At 63.3% G+C, this 15,221-nt stretch carries 16 protein-coding genes; 2 read left to right on the forward strand and 14 right to left on the reverse strand.

Features of this window, described 5'->3' with window-relative positions; translation table 11 throughout:
- Nucleotides 1-7 precede the first annotated feature (7 nt).
- The 4 genes from FRZ40_RS09765 to ugpQ all read right to left on the reverse strand — a co-directional run bounded on the left by FRZ40_RS09765 (nucleotide 8) and on the right by ugpQ (nucleotide 3,804).
- On the reverse strand, nucleotides 8-796 hold the full coding sequence (locus FRZ40_RS09765; protein ID WP_147233978.1) for an ABC transporter permease: 789 nt from the start codon (nucleotides 794-796) through the stop codon (nucleotides 8-10).
- A complete protein-coding gene (locus tag FRZ40_RS09770) occupies nucleotides 793-1,734 on the reverse strand; it encodes an ABC transporter permease (RefSeq protein WP_028365094.1) in 942 nt (313 codons plus the stop codon). Before FRZ40_RS09770 ends, FRZ40_RS09765 begins: the two co-directional genes overlap by 4 nt.
- A 121-nt stretch (nucleotides 1,735-1,855) precedes the next feature.
- A complete protein-coding gene (locus tag FRZ40_RS09775; RefSeq protein WP_028365095.1) occupies nucleotides 1,856-2,953 on the reverse strand; it encodes an ABC transporter substrate-binding protein in 1,098 nt (365 codons plus the stop codon).
- An 86-nt stretch (nucleotides 2,954-3,039) separates the two neighbouring features.
- Entirely contained in the window at nucleotides 3,040-3,804 is a 765-nt protein-coding gene (ugpQ, locus tag FRZ40_RS09780; protein WP_147233979.1) for a glycerophosphodiester phosphodiesterase, read from the reverse strand.
- Between the two features lie 440 nt (nucleotides 3,805-4,244).
- On the opposite strand from ugpQ, the gene FRZ40_RS09785 reads away from it, so the two are divergent.
- Nucleotides 4,245-5,018: a DeoR/GlpR family DNA-binding transcription regulator gene (locus FRZ40_RS09785; RefSeq protein WP_028365097.1), complete on the forward strand. Its 774-nt coding sequence runs from the start codon at nucleotides 4,245-4,247 to the stop codon at nucleotides 5,016-5,018.
- An 18-nt stretch (nucleotides 5,019-5,036) separates the two neighbouring features.
- Here FRZ40_RS09785 and FRZ40_RS09790 read toward each other — a convergent pair whose 3' ends face one another.
- The 4 genes from FRZ40_RS09790 to FRZ40_RS09805 all read right to left on the reverse strand — a co-directional run bounded on the left by FRZ40_RS09790 (nucleotide 5,037) and on the right by FRZ40_RS09805 (nucleotide 9,137).
- Nucleotides 5,037-6,719, reverse strand: coding sequence for a Na/Pi cotransporter family protein (locus FRZ40_RS09790; protein WP_147233980.1), 1,683 nt, complete (start codon nucleotides 6,717-6,719; stop codon nucleotides 5,037-5,039).
- Nucleotides 6,720-6,954: 235 nt separating this feature from the next.
- Entirely contained in the window at nucleotides 6,955-7,956 is a 1,002-nt protein-coding gene (lipA, locus tag FRZ40_RS09795; protein ID WP_028365805.1) for a lipoyl synthase, read from the reverse strand.
- Between the two features lie 13 nt (nucleotides 7,957-7,969).
- On the reverse strand, nucleotides 7,970-8,737 hold the full coding sequence (gene lipB / locus FRZ40_RS09800) for a lipoyl(octanoyl) transferase LipB (protein WP_147233981.1): 768 nt from the start codon (nucleotides 8,735-8,737) through the stop codon (nucleotides 7,970-7,972).
- A 73-nt stretch (nucleotides 8,738-8,810) separates the two neighbouring features.
- A complete protein-coding gene (locus FRZ40_RS09805; RefSeq protein WP_028365803.1) occupies nucleotides 8,811-9,137 on the reverse strand; it encodes a DUF2917 domain-containing protein in 327 nt (108 codons plus the stop codon).
- Between the two features lie 98 nt (nucleotides 9,138-9,235).
- Here FRZ40_RS09805 and FRZ40_RS09810 point away from each other — a divergent pair, with 98 nt between their 5' ends.
- A complete protein-coding gene (locus FRZ40_RS09810; protein WP_147233982.1) occupies nucleotides 9,236-10,249 on the forward strand; it encodes a transcriptional regulator GcvA in 1,014 nt (337 codons plus the stop codon).
- A 26-nt stretch (nucleotides 10,250-10,275) separates the two neighbouring features.
- Here the strand turns inward: FRZ40_RS09810 and FRZ40_RS09815 are convergent, their stop codons facing one another.
- From FRZ40_RS09815 to FRZ40_RS09840, 6 genes are all read right to left on the reverse strand, one after another.
- Complete coding sequence (locus FRZ40_RS09815; RefSeq protein WP_147233983.1) at nucleotides 10,276-10,545, reverse strand: DUF493 family protein; 270 nt, start codon at nucleotides 10,543-10,545, stop codon at nucleotides 10,276-10,278.
- A 98-nt stretch (nucleotides 10,546-10,643) separates the two neighbouring features.
- Nucleotides 10,644-11,873, reverse strand: coding sequence for a D-alanyl-D-alanine carboxypeptidase family protein (locus tag FRZ40_RS09820; RefSeq protein WP_028365800.1), 1,230 nt, complete (start codon nucleotides 11,871-11,873; stop codon nucleotides 10,644-10,646).
- A 389-nt stretch (nucleotides 11,874-12,262) separates the two neighbouring features.
- The gene (locus tag FRZ40_RS09825; RefSeq protein WP_147233984.1) at nucleotides 12,263-12,907 is read right to left on the reverse strand and encodes an alpha/beta hydrolase; all 645 of its coding nucleotides are present in this window, start codon (nucleotides 12,905-12,907) and stop codon (nucleotides 12,263-12,265) included.
- Between the two features lie 22 nt (nucleotides 12,908-12,929).
- Nucleotides 12,930-13,253 (reverse strand): (2Fe-2S) ferredoxin domain-containing protein, encoded by a 324-nt coding sequence (locus FRZ40_RS09830; RefSeq protein ID WP_028365798.1) that lies wholly within the window; start codon nucleotides 13,251-13,253, stop codon nucleotides 12,930-12,932.
- A gap of 146 nt (nucleotides 13,254-13,399) precedes the next feature.
- On the reverse strand, nucleotides 13,400-14,560 hold the full coding sequence (locus tag FRZ40_RS09835; protein ID WP_147233985.1) for a VanZ family protein: 1,161 nt from the start codon (nucleotides 14,558-14,560) through the stop codon (nucleotides 13,400-13,402).
- A 30-nt stretch (nucleotides 14,561-14,590) separates the two neighbouring features.
- A complete protein-coding gene (locus tag FRZ40_RS09840) occupies nucleotides 14,591-15,217 on the reverse strand; it encodes an ABC-type transport auxiliary lipoprotein family protein (protein WP_028365796.1) in 627 nt (208 codons plus the stop codon).
- Nucleotides 15,218-15,221 lie beyond the last annotated feature (4 nt).

The following is a 15,221-nucleotide window of genomic DNA, read 5'->3' on the forward strand; positions in this document are numbered from 1 at the left end:
CCCGGATTCAAGGTTTCTGCGCGAGCGTGCGAGCGGAGCCGAACACCTGGATCAGCCCCATCGACGCCCACGTGACGGCGAATGCAATGATCGCGAGCGCGGATGGCTCGTATGCGCGGTTCGCGCCGATCAGCTGCAGATACGGACCGAATGCCGGACGGTCCAGCAGACTCGCAAGCGTGAACTCGCCGATCACAACCGCAAAGGTGAGAAATGCGCCGGACAGGATGCCCGAGCGGATGTTCGGAAAGATCACCTTGAACAGAATGGTCGGCCAGTTCGCGCCGAGACATTCCGCGGCTTCCGTCAGCGAACGGATGTCGACGGCACGAAGGCCTGCATCGACGGCGCGGTACATGTACGGCAGCGACAGCGTCACGTAGCCGAATACGAGCAGCAGATCCGTCGCGCGTTCGTTCGACGTGAGCGGCAGAATCGAACTGCTGTTGTAGATGCGCAGATAGCCGAACACGATCACGATCGCGGGCACGACGAGCGGCAGCAGCGTGATGAACTCGACGATGCCGCGCAGCTTCGGCAGACGCAGCTGCACCCAGTACGCGGTCGGCACGACGAGCAGCACGCCGACGACGATCGTCAGCAGCGCCATCAAAATCGAATAGCCGAACGACGCCTGAAAATGCGAATCGGTGAGCACGACCCTGTAGGCGTCGAAGCTGTACGTGCCGCGTCGCATTCGCAGACTGAATTCGAACGTCGCGATCAGCGGAATCAGAAAATACAGCGAACCGACGATCATCGCGGTCCATGCGCCCACGCGCGATTGCCTGTTCATCTGCGCCCCCTTTCGACGCGCGAGCGCAGCCAGATATAGCCGCCGTTCGACAGCCCCGTCACGAGGATCATGCCGAGCGCCAGCGCATAGCCGAGGTTCTGGTTGTGCAGCACGTCGCCGCGAATCTGCGCGTAAAGCAGGATCGTCACGATGTTCAGCGAACTGCCCGTCAGCGCGTAGGCCGTCGCCACCGCGCCGAACGAATTCGCGAACAGCAGCAGCGCCGCGCCGAGCACGCTCGGCCACAGCACGGGCAACGCGACGTAGCGCCAGTACTGATACGCGGTGCCGCCGAGGCAATCGCACGCTTCGCGCCATTCGCGCTTGAGGCCGTCGAGCGCGGGCGTGATGATCAGCACCATCAACGGAATCTGAAAGTACAGATAGGTGAGCGTCAGCCCCCAGAAGCTGAGAATGCTGAAGCCCGTCGAATAGAGATTGATGTCCGCGTATTTCTTCAGCAGCACCGTCACGAGACCGACCCGGCCCAGCGTGCAGATGAAAGCGAACGCGAGCGGCACGCCCGCGAAATTCGACGCGACACCGGAGAACGTCAGCAGCGTCGGACGAATCCAGCCAGGCAGCTTGCCGTGCACGGCCGCCCACGCGAGCAGCGAGCCGAACAGCGCGCCGCCCAATGCCGATGCGGCGCTGACCTTGAAGCTGATCCAGTACGCATCGAGCGTGTTCTCATGGAACAGCTCGCGCATGTTCGCGAACGTGAAGTGGCCCTGTGCGTCCTGGAACGCGCCGACCATCAGAAAGCCCGTCGGCAGGATCAGGAACAGCAACGCGAAAATAAAGAACGGCATCACGCCGATCCACGTCCAGATGGGCGACGCCCGGCCCGGGCCATCGACCTTCGGCGCAGGTTGCGGCACGGACGGAACCATCAGGTCCGCCTGCCCGCCCGGCCCGGCTTCCGATGAAGCGCTCATAACTCACCCTCGAACAGACTCAACCGCCTCGCCTCGCAGTGCTGGCCGGCGGGCGATGCGGGCACGTACACGGCCCGCATCGCCGGATCACGCAGCGCTTAATTGACGCTCATATGTCGTGTTACTTGACGTTCGCGCCGACCACCTGGTCCCATTGCTTCGTCACGACATCCTTCGTTGCGTCCTGCTGCTGCAGCGTCGGGAACACCGCGTTCTTGTACGCGGATGCGGGCGGCAGCTTGTCGAGCAGCGCCTGCGGCACCTTCTTCTGCGAGACCAGCTCGTTGTAGCGGATCGGATGGCAATAGCCCGTCAGCCAGCCAATCTGGCCTTCGTCCGAGTACAGGTATTCCATCCACAGCTTCGCGGCGTTCGGATGCGGTGCGTACGCACTGATCGCCTGCACGTAGACACCCGCGACGACGCCCGTCTTCGGCACGACCACCTGCACCTTCGGGTTGCCCTTCAGCGTGTCGCGATCGGCGAGCGCGTTGTAGTCCCAACGCACGACGATGGGCGTCGTGCCTTGAGCGAGCGAGGCCGCCTTGCCGATCACGGGCACGAAGTTGCCGTTCTTGTTCAGATCCGCGAAGTACTTGAGACCGGCTTGCGCAGCCTTGCTCGCGTCACCCTTCGATGCCGACAGACCCGCTGCGTACACGCCTTGAATCGCCTGGTTCGCCGAGCGCGGATCGCCCGCGAGCGACACGGCGTTCTTGTAGTCGGCCTTCTGCAGATCACTCCAGTCGGTCGGAATCTTGTCGATCATGTCGGCATTCACTTCGAACGACAGCACGCCGTAGTAGTCGCCGTACCAGTAGCCTTCGGCGTCCTTGTTGTCGTTGGGAATCGACTTCCAGGTCGCCACCTTGTACGGTTGCAGCAGGCCTTGTGCCTTCGCGGCCGGACCGAACGACAGGCCAACGTCGATCACGTCGGGCGCCTGCGGGCCCTTGTTGCCCTTGTTCGCCTTGATCGCTTCGATCTCGTCGCCCGAACCGGCATCGGGATTCAGTTCGTTGACCTTGATGCCATACTTCTTCTGGAAGTCCGCGATCATCGGACCATAGCCGCACCAGTCGTGCGGCAGCGCGATCACGGTGAGCTGACCTTCCTGCTTCGCAGCCGCGACGAGCGCTTCGGGCGGCGCCGCAAGGACATGACCCGCGGCGGCCACGCCGGACGCCAAAAGGAAACAACGCAACGTGGTCGGTTTCATAGTGTTCTCATCCTCTGCCGAAAATTGCTACGTTAGGAAAACTGCCTTTCGACGTCTTTCTTTGCGTGTGCGGGCACGCTCTTCGTTTAGCTCACGACGTCCGCGCCGATCATATCGAGGCGATCGGTACAAATCATGTCAACGCCCCACTTCGCGAGTTCGCGTGCGCGCGCCGGATCGTTCACGGTGTAGGCGAGCACGCGCAAACCGGCGTCGCGAATCGCGCGGACGCTCTGTTGGGTCAGGTGCTTGTGATCGGCATGCAGCGATACGCACGCGAGTTCGCGCACGATGGACAGCCAGTCGCCCGGCAGCGCCTCGAACAGCATGCCGCGCGGCAACGACGGCGCGGCGTCGCGCGCGGCCTTCAGTGCATCGAACGAAAACGACGACAGCAGCGGCTTTTGCGCGCGCCAAAGGTCTTTCGCCGCAAGCGCGACGAGCTCGCCGGTTATTGCATCCCGTCCGGGACAAGGCTTGATTTCGATGTTCGCCGCAATCGCTTCGCTTGCGCAGCGCGCCGCGACCTGCGCGAGCGTCGGCAGCCGTTCGTCCGCGAAGCGCGCGTCGAACCATGCGCCCGCATCGAGCGATGCAAGCTGTTGCCACGTGTGATCCGCTGCGGGACCGTGGCCGTTCGTCGTGCGGTCGAGGTCGTCGTCGTGCAGCAGAAAGATCTGGTTGTCGGAAGAAAGCTTCGCGTCGAACTCGATCATCTCGTAGCCGAAGCGCGCGCACATCTCGAAGCCCGCGAGCGTGTTCTCCGGCGCGAGCTTGCCGCCAATACGATGCGCGACGAGCCGTGGATACGGCCAGTCTGCGGATAATGCCTGATCGATCCCGTTGCCCATCGTGTCTGCCTTCACAAAGATCTGATGGAACTGCTGCCTGCGTACGACGGCGCGCGATACGCCCTTCTACTATCTTATTCTGAGGATCGCGAAAGGTTGATATTCCATACGCGATACGACGCAGGCTTGTCATTGCACGACATTCGGCTTGGCGAAAACATCGCGCGGCGCGTATTTCATTTCGTTTTCGAAAATGCGCTGTTCGCGATGTTTCAAATCGGGCGCGAATGCCTCAGAATGCGAAGGCTAAATTCAAATACCCAAAGTTGCAAGCTCCCAAAAAAATACAACCGCAAAGGGACACGGGCGAAGCGCTGTGATGCGTTTTGACATCGCGCCGACATATTCACCTGGTAGTCATCCTGTTCGGGAATACGCTGATAAAGCGCATTACGAACGGGACGCACAACGTCAAATACGACAGGCGAGGATCGATACGCATGTGGCAGGAAGATCGTCATCAGAGAATACGCGCGCTGCTCTCGACACTCAAACGTGTGTCGACGGAGCGCATCATGGCGGACCTGGGCGTATCGCGCGAAACGGTGCGGCGCGACCTGCTCGATCTCGAAGCGCTGGGTGAATTGCGCCGCGTGCATGGCGGCGCGATCAAGCCTGCCGACGAAGCACCCATCGCCCAACGTGCGCAAACGCACGTGAAATCGAAGAAGACGATTGCCAAGGCCGCGACGGGCGTCGTCGCGAGCGGCCAGACGCTGTTTATCGATGCCGGCACGACCACGGCTGCACTCGCCGACGAACTCGCCAAGCTTGCGAACCTCACCATCATCACCAACTCGATCGACGTCGCGATGAAGATGCGCGGCGCGCCGGACCGGCGCGAGGCGAAGGCGAACGAAGTCATTCTGCTGGGCGGCTCGATCAGCGACCGTGCGCTATCCACCACAGGCGACACGACCATCCTCGACATCCAGCGCTACCGCGCGGATATCGCGCTGCTGTCGCCCGTCGGTGTCGATCCAAAGAATGGTGCGAGCAATTACGACCGCGCGGAAACGGAAGTCGCGCGAGCGATGGTGGCCAACGCTGACAGCGTCGTGATACTCGCGGACTACAGCAAGATCGGGCAGCGTAGCCGCATCGCGTACTGTCCGCCCGAAAAAATCGATCTGCTGATCACGAACCGCAAGGCAACCGATATCGCGACCTTCGCGCAATTGAAGCGCAAAGTGGGCAAGGTGATACTCGCGTGAATGCGTGTGCCGTCCGCGTCATGGCTGTTGCGTGAGCGGCACGGCAGGTACCGCGTCATGCATGCGCTTGCGCAAGCGCGTATCGTGCAGCGCGCCTGCCGCGTCGAGCACGGGATAGGCGGTCGAGCAGAACAGCGAGTTGAGCCGCTTCATGTCGCTGATCACATCCAGATGCAGCGCGCTCGTTTCGATGCTGCGCAGCGTCTCCCCGGCAAGCCGGTCGAGATGCTTGTATGAATATGCGCGCTCGAGATCGCGAAAGCGTTCCTTCTCCACGAGCAGCAATTCCGCGCAGCGCAGGTCGTTGTTCAGGAATACCGACATGCCCAACTGAAGATTGCCGACGAGCCGTGTATGCAGGTCGTCGAGTTCGGCGAGACCTTCTTCCGAAAACGCGAGGCGGTGCGCGATCTTCTTCTCTTCGATATCGGTGACGATGCGCTCGATGATATCGCCTGCGTGTTCGAGGTTGATGGTCAGCGCGATGATATCCGTCCAGCGGCGGCTGTCGGCGTCATCGAGCTGTTCGCGCGAAACGCGCGCCAGATACGCCTTGACCTCCGCATACAGATGATCGACGTCGTCGTCCATGCGGATCGTGTCGCGTGCCTTGATCGGATCGTTGTGATGGATCAGATACGAGACGTTGTCGAGCATCGCGCGCACGATGTCGCCGATGCGCAGCACTTCGCGCGCGGCGTTGGCCAGCGCGAGCGTCGGCGTCGCGATGGAAGCGGTGTCGAGATGGATTGGATGAAGCTGGCCGTTCGGCTCCGGCCGCTCCGGCAAAACGCGGCAGCAGGCGCGCGCGACGGAATCGATCAGCGGCAGGCACGCGCAGCAGCGCAGCGTGTTGTAGATCACGTGGAAGCCAACCACGGCTTCACGCGGATTGTTGATCAGCACGGGCAGGCCGCGCGCGAGCAACGAGGTGAACGGCAGGATCAGCAATGCGCCCGCGAGCTTGAACACGAGGCTGCCAAGCGCAAGACGGCGCGCCGCTGTGTTCTGCGCCAGCGTCCCCGCGAGCGCAAGCAGGCCGCTGCCGAGGTTCGCGCCGATCACGAGACACAGCGCCACCTTCAACGAGATCACCCCCGACGACGCGAGCGTCGCCGTCAGCAGCACGGCTGCCAGACTTGAATACGAAATGACGGCGAAGGTCGCGCCGACCAGCGCGTCGAGCATCGTGTCGCCCGTCAACGCGCCGAACATCACGCGCACGCCGGCGCCGTGCATCATCGGCTGCGCACTTTCGACGATCAGATGCAGCGCCAGCAAAATCAGCCCGAGGCCGATCGCCGTGCGTCCCACCTGGCCCGAGCGGTTCTGCTTGCGAGAGAGAAAGAGCGGTACGCCGAAGACGATCAGAAACGGCGACAGCCACGACAGATCGAGTGTGAGAACGCGCGCCATCAGCGCAGTGCCGACATCGGCGCCCAGCATGATGGCAAGACCGCATGCGAGCGGCAGCATGCCCTGTGCCGCAAACGACGTGACGATCATCGCGGTAGCGTTGCTGCTCTGCACGAGGCTCGTGACGCCGACGCCCGCGGCAAAGGCCTTCACGCGGCTGTTCGTGCTGCGCGCCAGCGCGCGGCGCAGATCGGCGCCCCACACGCGCAGAATACCCGTGCGCACGATATGCGTGCCCCACACCAGCAACGCGACACCCGACAGCAAGTTCAGCAGAATCAGCATAGGCACGACGCACCAGGACTCCCGCGACTGCCCGGGATGCCTGCGCCGTCATGACTGGACGCATGCGCCCCGAACCCTTGCTGCCTAGTGTTGCACAATTCTGCGTTGTTGTAATTTTGTGCGTTTTGCTGTTTTGTGGCATTTGCAACAGATTGTGTACACCTTCCGCCTGTTGCCGAAAAAAAAAGCCCGCTGTCGCGGGCTTTTTTTAAGCTGCAGCTAGTGCAGGCGACATTCAGACCACACCGGCATCGTGTGCCTGCACGTCGGCGTGATAGCTCGAACGCACCATCGCGCCGACTGCCGCGTGCGTGAAGCCCATCTTGTACGCTTCTTCCTCGTACATCCTGAACGTGTCGGGATGCACATAGGCCCGCACGGGCAAATGGTGCTCGGACGGCTGCAGATACTGGCCGATCGTCAGCATGTCGACGTTGTGCTCGCGCAGATCGCGCATCACTTGCAGGATCTCTTCTTCCGTTTCGCCGAGACCGACCATCAGGCCGGACTTCGTCGCGACATTCGGATGGAGCGCCTTGAAGTCCTTCAGCAGTTTCAGCGAATGCGCGTAGTCCGAACCCGGGCGCGCTTCCTTGTACAGACGCGGCACCGTTTCGAGGTTGTGGTTCATCACGTCGGGCGGCGCCGCGTTCAGAATGCCGATCGCGCGATCCAGACGGCCGCGGAAGTCCGGCGTCAGAATTTCGATGCGCGTTTCCGGCGACAGCTCGCGCGTCTTCTGGATGCACTCGACGAAGTGCGCCGCACCGCCATCACGCAGATCGTCGCGATCGACGCTCGTGATCACCACGTACTTGAGCTTCAGCGCGGCGATGGTGCGCGCGAGATTGCCCGGCTCTTCCGGATCGAGCGGATCGGGACGGCCGTGACCCACGTCGCAGAACGGGCAGCGGCGCGTGCACTTGTCGCCCATGATCATGAACGTCGCTGTGCCCTTGCCGAAGCATTCGCCGATGTTCGGGCAGCTCGCTTCCTCACACACCGTATGCAGATTGTGTTCGCGCAGAATCTGCTTGATCTCGTAGAAACGCGAATTGCCCGTCGCGGCCTTCACGCGAATCCAGTCGGGCTTCTTCAGCTTTTCGATGGGGACGATCTTGATCGGAATGCGCGCGGTCTTGGCTTGTGCCTTCTGCTTGGCGGTAGCGTCGTAAGCTGCGGGAGCAGCGCCGTTGACGGGACTTGAGGCTGCGGGGTTCGCGGTAACGTCAGTCATTCGTTCGTTCCAGTCAGGCGGTGCTGCCACCGGCCTGCGGTAGGCCGACGGCTGCGGGGATGCCGTCGATGTTGGCGATGAGGCTTGCTGCAAGGGTTCGGGCTACGTCGTCCCAGCCGGCCGCGACGCCGAGCGTCGCCATATCGACTGTTTCGAGCCCCGCGTAACCACACGGATTGATGGCGAGAAACGGCTGCAGATCCATGCTCACATTCAGGCTGACGCCGTGATAACTGCAACCGCTACGGATTTTCAGGCCCAGCGCGGCGATCTTCGCGCCGACATGCAGCCCGGCATCCGGCTGATCGGGTGAGACATAGATGCCCGGCGCGCCCGCCTTGCGTTCACCGGCGAGATTATACGCCGCGAGTGTGTCAATCACGGCCTGCTCAATCCGTGTCACCAGCTCGCGCACCATCAGCTTCCGGCGACGCAAATCCAGTAGCAGATACGCGACCACCTGGCCGGGGCCGTGATACGTGATCTGGCCCCCTCGATCGACTTTGACGAGAGGGATAGCACTGTCGGCGGCCAGCAGGTGCGCCGGGTCGCCGGCCTGGCCGAGCGTGAAAACGGGCGGATGTTCGACGAGCCAGATTTCGTCCGATGTTTCGGACGTTCGCGAATCGGTGAACGCGCGCATCGCGTCGAAGCTCGTCTGATAGTCTTCCGAGCCGCGCCAGCGGACGATCACCGGTCGCGCGGCCGCGTCAGACGCAGCGGCGCCCGGCTGGGTGGAACTCGGAAAATCGGGGGACGATGAAACCGGCGTGGCACACATGATTGCGGCAGTTTACCGAAATCCCGCGCGCCTCGCCCGCCGTGACGGCAATAAGTGGGATCTGATTTGTGAATCAGACAGTGCGCCATCCGGAGCGCAGCCACGCCGCGAGGCGCTCGCCGACGCGCGCAAACCAGTTGAGCGCTTTTTGTTGCGGCCGCGTCGGCACGAGGAATGCAACCCTTGCCTGCGTGCCGCGCTCGACCGAAAGCCACAGCCGCTCGCCGCGCCGCAGACGCAGCGTCTTGCCCGGTTCGAGCCAGTAATCTTCGACATCGTCGCTGCGCGTCACCCACACCGCGCCGCCCGACACGGCCAGCCGCGTGCTGCGCGTGACCTTCATCGGAACGGTCTCACCGGCTACGATTTCAAACGTGATGCTAGAGGAAATTTCTCGCATGATGGCCTCGCCAAAAATCGTTTCATGGCTACAATCGTAGGCGTGACAAGGGTTTACGCCAAACGATCATTTTTCACGGCTATGTGAGAAAAATTGCGATGGATCTACGCCAGCTACCTGCACTGAACGCGATCAAGGCCTTCGAGGCCGCCGCCCGTCACGAGAGCTTTTCGCGCGCCGCCGACGAGTTGTACGTCACGCACGGCGCGGTCAGCCATCAGATTCGCGCGCTCGAAGAGGAACTCGGCGTGAAGCTGTTCGCGCGCGACGGCAAGCGCGTGCGGCTCACCGATATCGGCCGCCGTTATGCCGCGCAGGTGCGAACGGCGCTCATTTCGCTGGCGGAGGCGACGCGCGAGATTCGCGCCGGCGACCGCGACCGGCGGCTCGTCGTGTCGATGCTGTCGTCGTTTGCGGCGCGCTGGGTGACGCCGCGCATCGGCCGGTTCATCGAGGAGAATCCGCAGTGGGATCTCGAACTCCTGTCGACCAACGCGCTTACGGATTTCGCGCGCGACGACGTCGACTGCGCGATCCGCTTCGGCTACGGCGACTATCCGGGGCTGCATGCAGAACTGCTGCTCGAAGAGGTGTTTTTCCCCGCGTGCTCGCCGACGTTCAACGGCGGCAATCTGCCGAAAACGCCCGCCGATCTCGCGAACGTGCCGCTGCTGCGCTCCGACGACGAGCTATGGCGTCCGTGGTTCGACGCGGCGGGTCTGACTGACTTGCCCGAGCCGAAACGCGGCGTGCTGTACCAGGATTCGTCGAATCTGCTGCAGGCGGCCATCGACGGCCAGGGCGTCGCGCTCACGCGCCGCTCGCTTGCCATGCACGAAGTCGCGGCGGGCCGGCTCGTGCGGCTGTTCGATATCGACGGACCCAGCCCGTGGCAGTACTACTTCATCTGCACGCCGCAGTTGATGCAGACGGCGCGTGTGAAGGCGTTTCGGGATTGGGTGTTCGATGAAGTCGGGCGCTTCAGGCTGCTGTTCGAGAGGGCGTGCACCGAGAATGCAATGCGTTCGGCAAAGGATGGGGCGGATGGGACAGACACACGACAACGGGACGCGTTGCACGTCCAGCTTCAGGATGCGCAGGCGGAGCGCTGATACGCACCGCCCGGCCACTCAAAAACTTACAGCACCACCTTCACCATCGGATGCCCGGTCAGCGCCCGATAGATGTCGTCCAGGTGCTCACGATTCAATGCACGCACCGTCACCGTGAGACCGGTGTAGTTGCCGCCGCTCGACGGCCGCACTTCCACACGTTCCGCGTCGAATCCGCCGTCGAACTGGCGGATCACCTCGACGATCGTCACCTGGAAATCCGGGTGCGACTTGCCCATCACCTTGATGGGGAAATCGCACGGAAAATCTATCAATGATTCGTTCACGGGACTCATTCTCGACTCCTTTACTCACCGCACACAATCACCCTATATGATTGCGCGCGGCGAAAAAGCAAGCCGCAGATCGTGTTGCTTTTCGACTTGCGTACGGCTTACTTCTTCTTGTTGAACATCAGCATCATCGAATCCCACACGCGGCCGACGATGCCCGCCTGCGGCACCGCCTGCAGCGCGACCAGCGGCACCTGCGCGAGCGTCTTGCCATCGGCGACGAACTTCACCGTGCCGACCTGCTGACCCTGCGAAATCGGCGCGATCAGCGGCTCGGCGTGCTCGACCTGCGGCTTGACCTTGTCGGCCATGCCCTTCGGCAGCGTGATGTACTGGTCCGTCGTCACACCGAGCTTCACCGTATCTTGCGAGCCCTTGTAGACACGCGGCGTCTCGACGACCTGATTGGCCTTGTACAGGCGCACTGCGTCGTACGCGGAGTAGCCGTAGTTCAGCATCTTCAGGCTGTCCTGCACGCGGTCGTGTTCCTTCTGCTCGCCCATCATCACCGACACCAGACGGCGCGACGAATCCTGCGCGCCCGGCAGCGGACGCTTCGCGCTCGCGATCAGGCAGTAGCCGGCCGCTTGCGTGTGGCCCGTCTTCAGGCCGTCGACCGTCGGGTCGATCCACAGCAGACGGTTGCGGTTCGGCTGCTTGATCTTGTTATACGTGAATTCCTTGACGGAGAAGATGTTGTAGTAATCTGGATAGTCGCGGATCAGGCGCGCGGACAGGATGGCGAGATCGCCTGCCGTCGTGTAGTGCTGCGGATCGGGCATGCCGTTCACGTCGGCGAAGTGCGTGTTCTTCATGCCGAGCTTTTGCGCTTCCACGTTCATCATGTTGACGAACTGCGCTTCGCTGCCGCCGACCAGTTCGGCCAGCGCGATAGCGGCGTCGTTGCCCGACTGAACGATCATGCCGTACACGAGGTCGTGCACCGTGACGGGCTTGTTCGCCTCGATGAACATGCGCGATTCGTCGTTCCGCACGCGGCGCACCGCTTCGCTCGGATTGATCGACTGATCCATCGTGATCTTCTTCGATGCCAGTGCTTCGAATGTGAGATACGCGGTCATCAGCTTGGTCAGCGACGCCGGTTCCACACGCTCATCGGCATTGGCGGACGCGAGCACCTGGTTGCTGGTGGCATCGACGAGCACCCACGAGCGCGCGTTCACGCCCGGCGGCGGCACCTGCGCGAACGCAGTGCCGGCGACGAGTGCGGCCGGCAGCGCGAGACCCAGCGCGAATTTGCTGGCGGCGGATTGCGGAACGAAAGAAACGAGACGGGGAAGGCTGAAGGAGCCGGAGTTCGAAAAGCGCATAGGGTCGATTCGGGCAGAAATGTGCTGGGCGCGCAAAGAAAGCGCAGTTCGGATGGTTCGCGTGATGCCGGACCAACAGTCGCCGCCGCGCGCAAGCGGCGCGGCGTGGTTTTGACTGCTCGTCAGACTGTCTGTCACGCGGTCGGTTCGCGCAGCGCGCCTCGCATCTCGCGCCGAATTCGCCGCCATGAACTCACGAGCGAGGCGATTCGATCCACCAGACGGGCAACGCTGCGCCCAAAAAAGAGCGCTCATTATACGCGCGGCCGCCTGACAATCTGCCCTGCGTCATCGAGTTTTCCCGCATTTTTCGCGGGTTTTTTGCAACATGGGCGGCACGCGGCCGCCCATTTTTCCGCACATTTTCAAGATACGTCAGCGACGCGTAATCAGTGCCATGCGTCGACGATAATGCGCTTCAGAATATGCAGCTTGCGATGCAGGAAATGCTCGGCACCCGGAATCACGACGACGGGCAGTTCCTGCGGCTGCGCCCAGTCGAAAACCGACTGGATGGGCACCGTGTCGTCGGTTTCGCCGTGAATCACGAGCGTGTTTTCCGGCACGGGCGCGACTTCCCAGCGGCTCGCCGCCGTGCCGACGAACACCATCCGCTCGATTTCCTGCCCTTCTTCCCGCAGCCGTGCCGCGACATGCGACAGCACGAATGTGCCGAAAGAAAAGCCCGCCAGCACGAGCGGCAGCCCGGCCTGACCCGGCTGCGCGCGCATGTGGTCGAGCACGGCGCGCAAGTCGTCGCGTTCGCCGACGCCCGCGTCATGCGTGCCCTGCGTTTCGCCGACGCCGCGAAAATTCGAGCGATACGTGATGTAGTTCAGCCCAACCAGCGTGCGCGCCAGCGTCTGCGCGACCTTGTTGTCCATCGTGCCGCCGAACAGAGGGTGCGGATGCGCGACGAGCGCGATGCCGTGCGGCGCGGCGCCGCCGTCGCGGCTGGCGTCGGGCGTGTCGACGGCCACTTCGATCTTCCCCACCGGGCCGTCGATCAGATATTTCTTCGTGTGTACGTTCATCTTGTGTGGACAGGTAACGCGGTTAGCGGTCGATCAGCAGACGCTCGACGATCTTGCCGTTCGCCAGATGCGAATCGACGATCTCGTCGATATCGGTCTTGTCGACGTACGTGTACCAGACGCCTTCGGGATACACGACGATGGTCGGACCTTCCTCGCAGCGGTCCAGACACCCCGACTTGTTGATGCGCACCTGGCCGGGACCGGCGAGGCCGAGCTGCTTGACGCGCTTCTTCGCGTATTCCTGCATTTCCTGCGCATTGCAGTTCGCGCAACTCGGACGCGACGCGCCGGGCTCCCGCTGGTTCAGACAGAAAAAGACGTGATACTTGAAGAAGGAATCCATGGTGGCTGACGTGTGAGATCCGTAGCGAGGCGCGCTGCATGCATCACGCGGCCCGCCGGAAACAGGGATGAGAGGTTCCGTCGATTATAACGACGGGGCTCGAACACCGCAGGTCGCCACTGCGCCGATAGGTCCCGTTCGACGCATCATGGGCCCGACCCGCGCCGTTTCGACAGCAATGCCCGTTCCGCCGACAACGCGACCCACACCAGCACGGCATACGGCCACATCCACGCGAGCCAGCGCGCGAGCCCGTTGAAATGCAGATAACGGCCTTGCCGCCAGTCGGCGAGCACGACGTCGAAATACGGATTCACGGGCAGCAGATTGACGAACACGAGCGACACGACGAGCGCCGTCGCCGCGAGCGCGGCGCGCGAACTGCGCGGCAGCTTCAACGCCAGCAACATCGCGGCAAAGCCGCTCGCGAGGCCGATCAGCGCGCCCGGCGTCGCCCAGTTGAACGCGAGTCCCGATTGCGACTGCAGGAACGTCGCGCCTGCCTTTACGGCGAGCGTCGCCACGACGAACGCGATCAGCAGACGCACGCGCGGCGCGCGCTCGCGCATCGGCAGCGACGCGAGCGCGCCTGCCGCCAGCAGATTCAGCGCCGTGATGACGGCTTCCCACGCATCGTCGGGCATCCACGAAGCGACGAGCACAGGCCACGCCGGCACGTGCCATGCGGCCGGTGTCCAGGCGAGCAGTGCGTCCTGCATCGTCGAATCGGAGCGCAGCCACAGTTCGCGCGGCCATGTGCCGAGCCCGAGCAGCAGCGGCGACGGATACATCGTTGCGAACGGCCACAAGCCCGCGAGGCCGATGACTGCCGTGCTGTCGCGCTCGAACCAGAGAAAGCGCATCCGGCGCAGCAGGCCGCGATCGAGCAACGCGCCCGTCAACGGCGACATCACCGTCGCGCCGAGCAACGCGCCCAGCGCATTCGCCGCGAGATCGAGATTCGATGCGACGCGCGTCGGCAGATAGGTCTGCACGGCCTCCATCGCGCCCGACAGCAGCGTGCCGAGCCCGAAGGCGAACGCGACGGCAAGCGCGCCGCGCCAGCGCGGATAGACGGCGAGCACGACGAGCGCGCCGAACGGCATGTAGCCGAGCACGTTCGTCACGACATCGAAGGCAGTCAGATACTGCGGAACGGGATCGAAGAGATAGTCGAGCGGCCCGAGGCCGAGCGAGCGCCAGCCATAGAACGGATACCAGGATCCATACACGATCAGCGCCGCGTACAGCACCAGCGCCTGCCTCGCGAACGCCGAGGGGCGGCGCTGCCACGGCTTGTCAGCCATGCAGCGCCTCCGTGGCTGCGCGGCAACCCGTCATTGTTGCGCGACGAGCGCCTGCACGCCGAGCCATGCGGAAATCTGCGCGACGAGGTCGTCGCTGGCGGCAGCGAGCGCACGCGCGCCGCCCGCCGCATCGGCCGAACTCGAAGGCGCGCGTGACATGAAGGTGCGCTGCCCGACGACCTTGCCGCCGACGATCAGCGTCGTGCGCGCCGTGACCGAGCCATGGCTTTCGGACTCGCCGTCGAAATCCTGCTCGAACACGTCGAGATCCACCTTCAGCACGGGCGCGCTCACGCCGTCGGAGCCCGTGAGCACGGCGCCGCGCGAGGACAGCGCGTTGCGCAGGCGCTGTGTCAGCAGTTGCGCGGGCGGCATCGTCCAGTGGCTGTTCGCGTAGGCGGCCGTCTGCTGCGAATCGGAATAGTCGAGACGGTAGACCAGCTTGTCGGTGTTGAGATTGGCGGGCGCCGTGACGTCGAGCACCTTGATGGCCGGCATCGTGCCCGTGCTGGACGGCAGCGGCGCCGGGCCGAGGTCGTAACGGATATCGGCGAGCGCGGCCGGATTGCCCGCGCAGCCCGCCAGCGCGCCGAGCGCAAGCAGCACGGCAGCGAGCGCGGCGCGCGAGGTGAAGAGTCGGTTGATCGAGCATGACATGCTG

The sequence above is a fragment of the Paraburkholderia azotifigens genome (assembly GCF_007995085.1).
Lineage (GTDB): Bacteria > Pseudomonadota > Gammaproteobacteria > Burkholderiales > Burkholderiaceae > Paraburkholderia > Paraburkholderia azotifigens.

Excerpts from the sequence above, each read along its gene's own strand:
- lipA (WP_028365805.1), bottom strand. The coding sequence starts at position 7,956 with ATGACTGACGTTACCGCGAACCCCGCAGCCTCAAGTCCCGTCAACGGC.
- FRZ40_RS09805 (WP_028365803.1), bottom strand. The coding sequence starts at position 9,137 with ATGCGAGAAATTTCCTCTAGCATCACGTTTGAAATCGTAGCCGGTGAG.
- FRZ40_RS09765 (WP_147233978.1), bottom strand. The coding sequence starts at position 796 with ATGAACAGGCAATCGCGCGTGGGCGCATGGACCGCGATGATCGTCGGT.
- FRZ40_RS09790 (WP_147233980.1), bottom strand. The coding sequence starts at position 6,719 with ATGCTGATTCTGCTGAACTTGCTGTCGGGTGTCGCGTTGCTGGTGTGG.
- FRZ40_RS09770 (WP_028365094.1), bottom strand. The coding sequence starts at position 1,734 with ATGAGCGCTTCATCGGAAGCCGGGCCGGGCGGGCAGGCGGACCTGATG.
- FRZ40_RS09785 (WP_028365097.1), top strand. The coding sequence starts at position 4,245 with ATGTGGCAGGAAGATCGTCATCAGAGAATACGCGCGCTGCTCTCGACA.
- FRZ40_RS09835 (WP_147233985.1), bottom strand. The coding sequence starts at position 14,560 with ATGGCTGACAAGCCGTGGCAGCGCCGCCCCTCGGCGTTCGCGAGGCAG.
- FRZ40_RS09825 (WP_147233984.1), bottom strand. The coding sequence starts at position 12,907 with ATGAACGTACACACGAAGAAATATCTGATCGACGGCCCGGTGGGGAAG.
- FRZ40_RS09830 (WP_028365798.1), bottom strand. The coding sequence starts at position 13,253 with ATGGATTCCTTCTTCAAGTATCACGTCTTTTTCTGTCTGAACCAGCGG.
- FRZ40_RS09815 (WP_147233983.1), bottom strand. The coding sequence starts at position 10,545 with ATGAGTCCCGTGAACGAATCATTGATAGATTTTCCGTGCGATTTCCCC.
- FRZ40_RS09775 (WP_028365095.1), bottom strand. The coding sequence starts at position 2,953 with ATGAAACCGACCACGTTGCGTTGTTTCCTTTTGGCGTCCGGCGTGGCC.
- FRZ40_RS09810 (WP_147233982.1), top strand. The coding sequence starts at position 9,236 with ATGGATCTACGCCAGCTACCTGCACTGAACGCGATCAAGGCCTTCGAG.
- FRZ40_RS09820 (WP_028365800.1), bottom strand. The coding sequence starts at position 11,873 with ATGCGCTTTTCGAACTCCGGCTCCTTCAGCCTTCCCCGTCTCGTTTCT.
- FRZ40_RS09840 (WP_028365796.1), bottom strand. The coding sequence starts at position 15,217 with ATGTCATGCTCGATCAACCGACTCTTCACCTCGCGCGCCGCGCTCGCT.
- lipB (WP_147233981.1), bottom strand. The coding sequence starts at position 8,737 with ATGTGTGCCACGCCGGTTTCATCGTCCCCCGATTTTCCGAGTTCCACC.
- ugpQ (WP_147233979.1), bottom strand. The coding sequence starts at position 3,804 with ATGGGCAACGGGATCGATCAGGCATTATCCGCAGACTGGCCGTATCCA.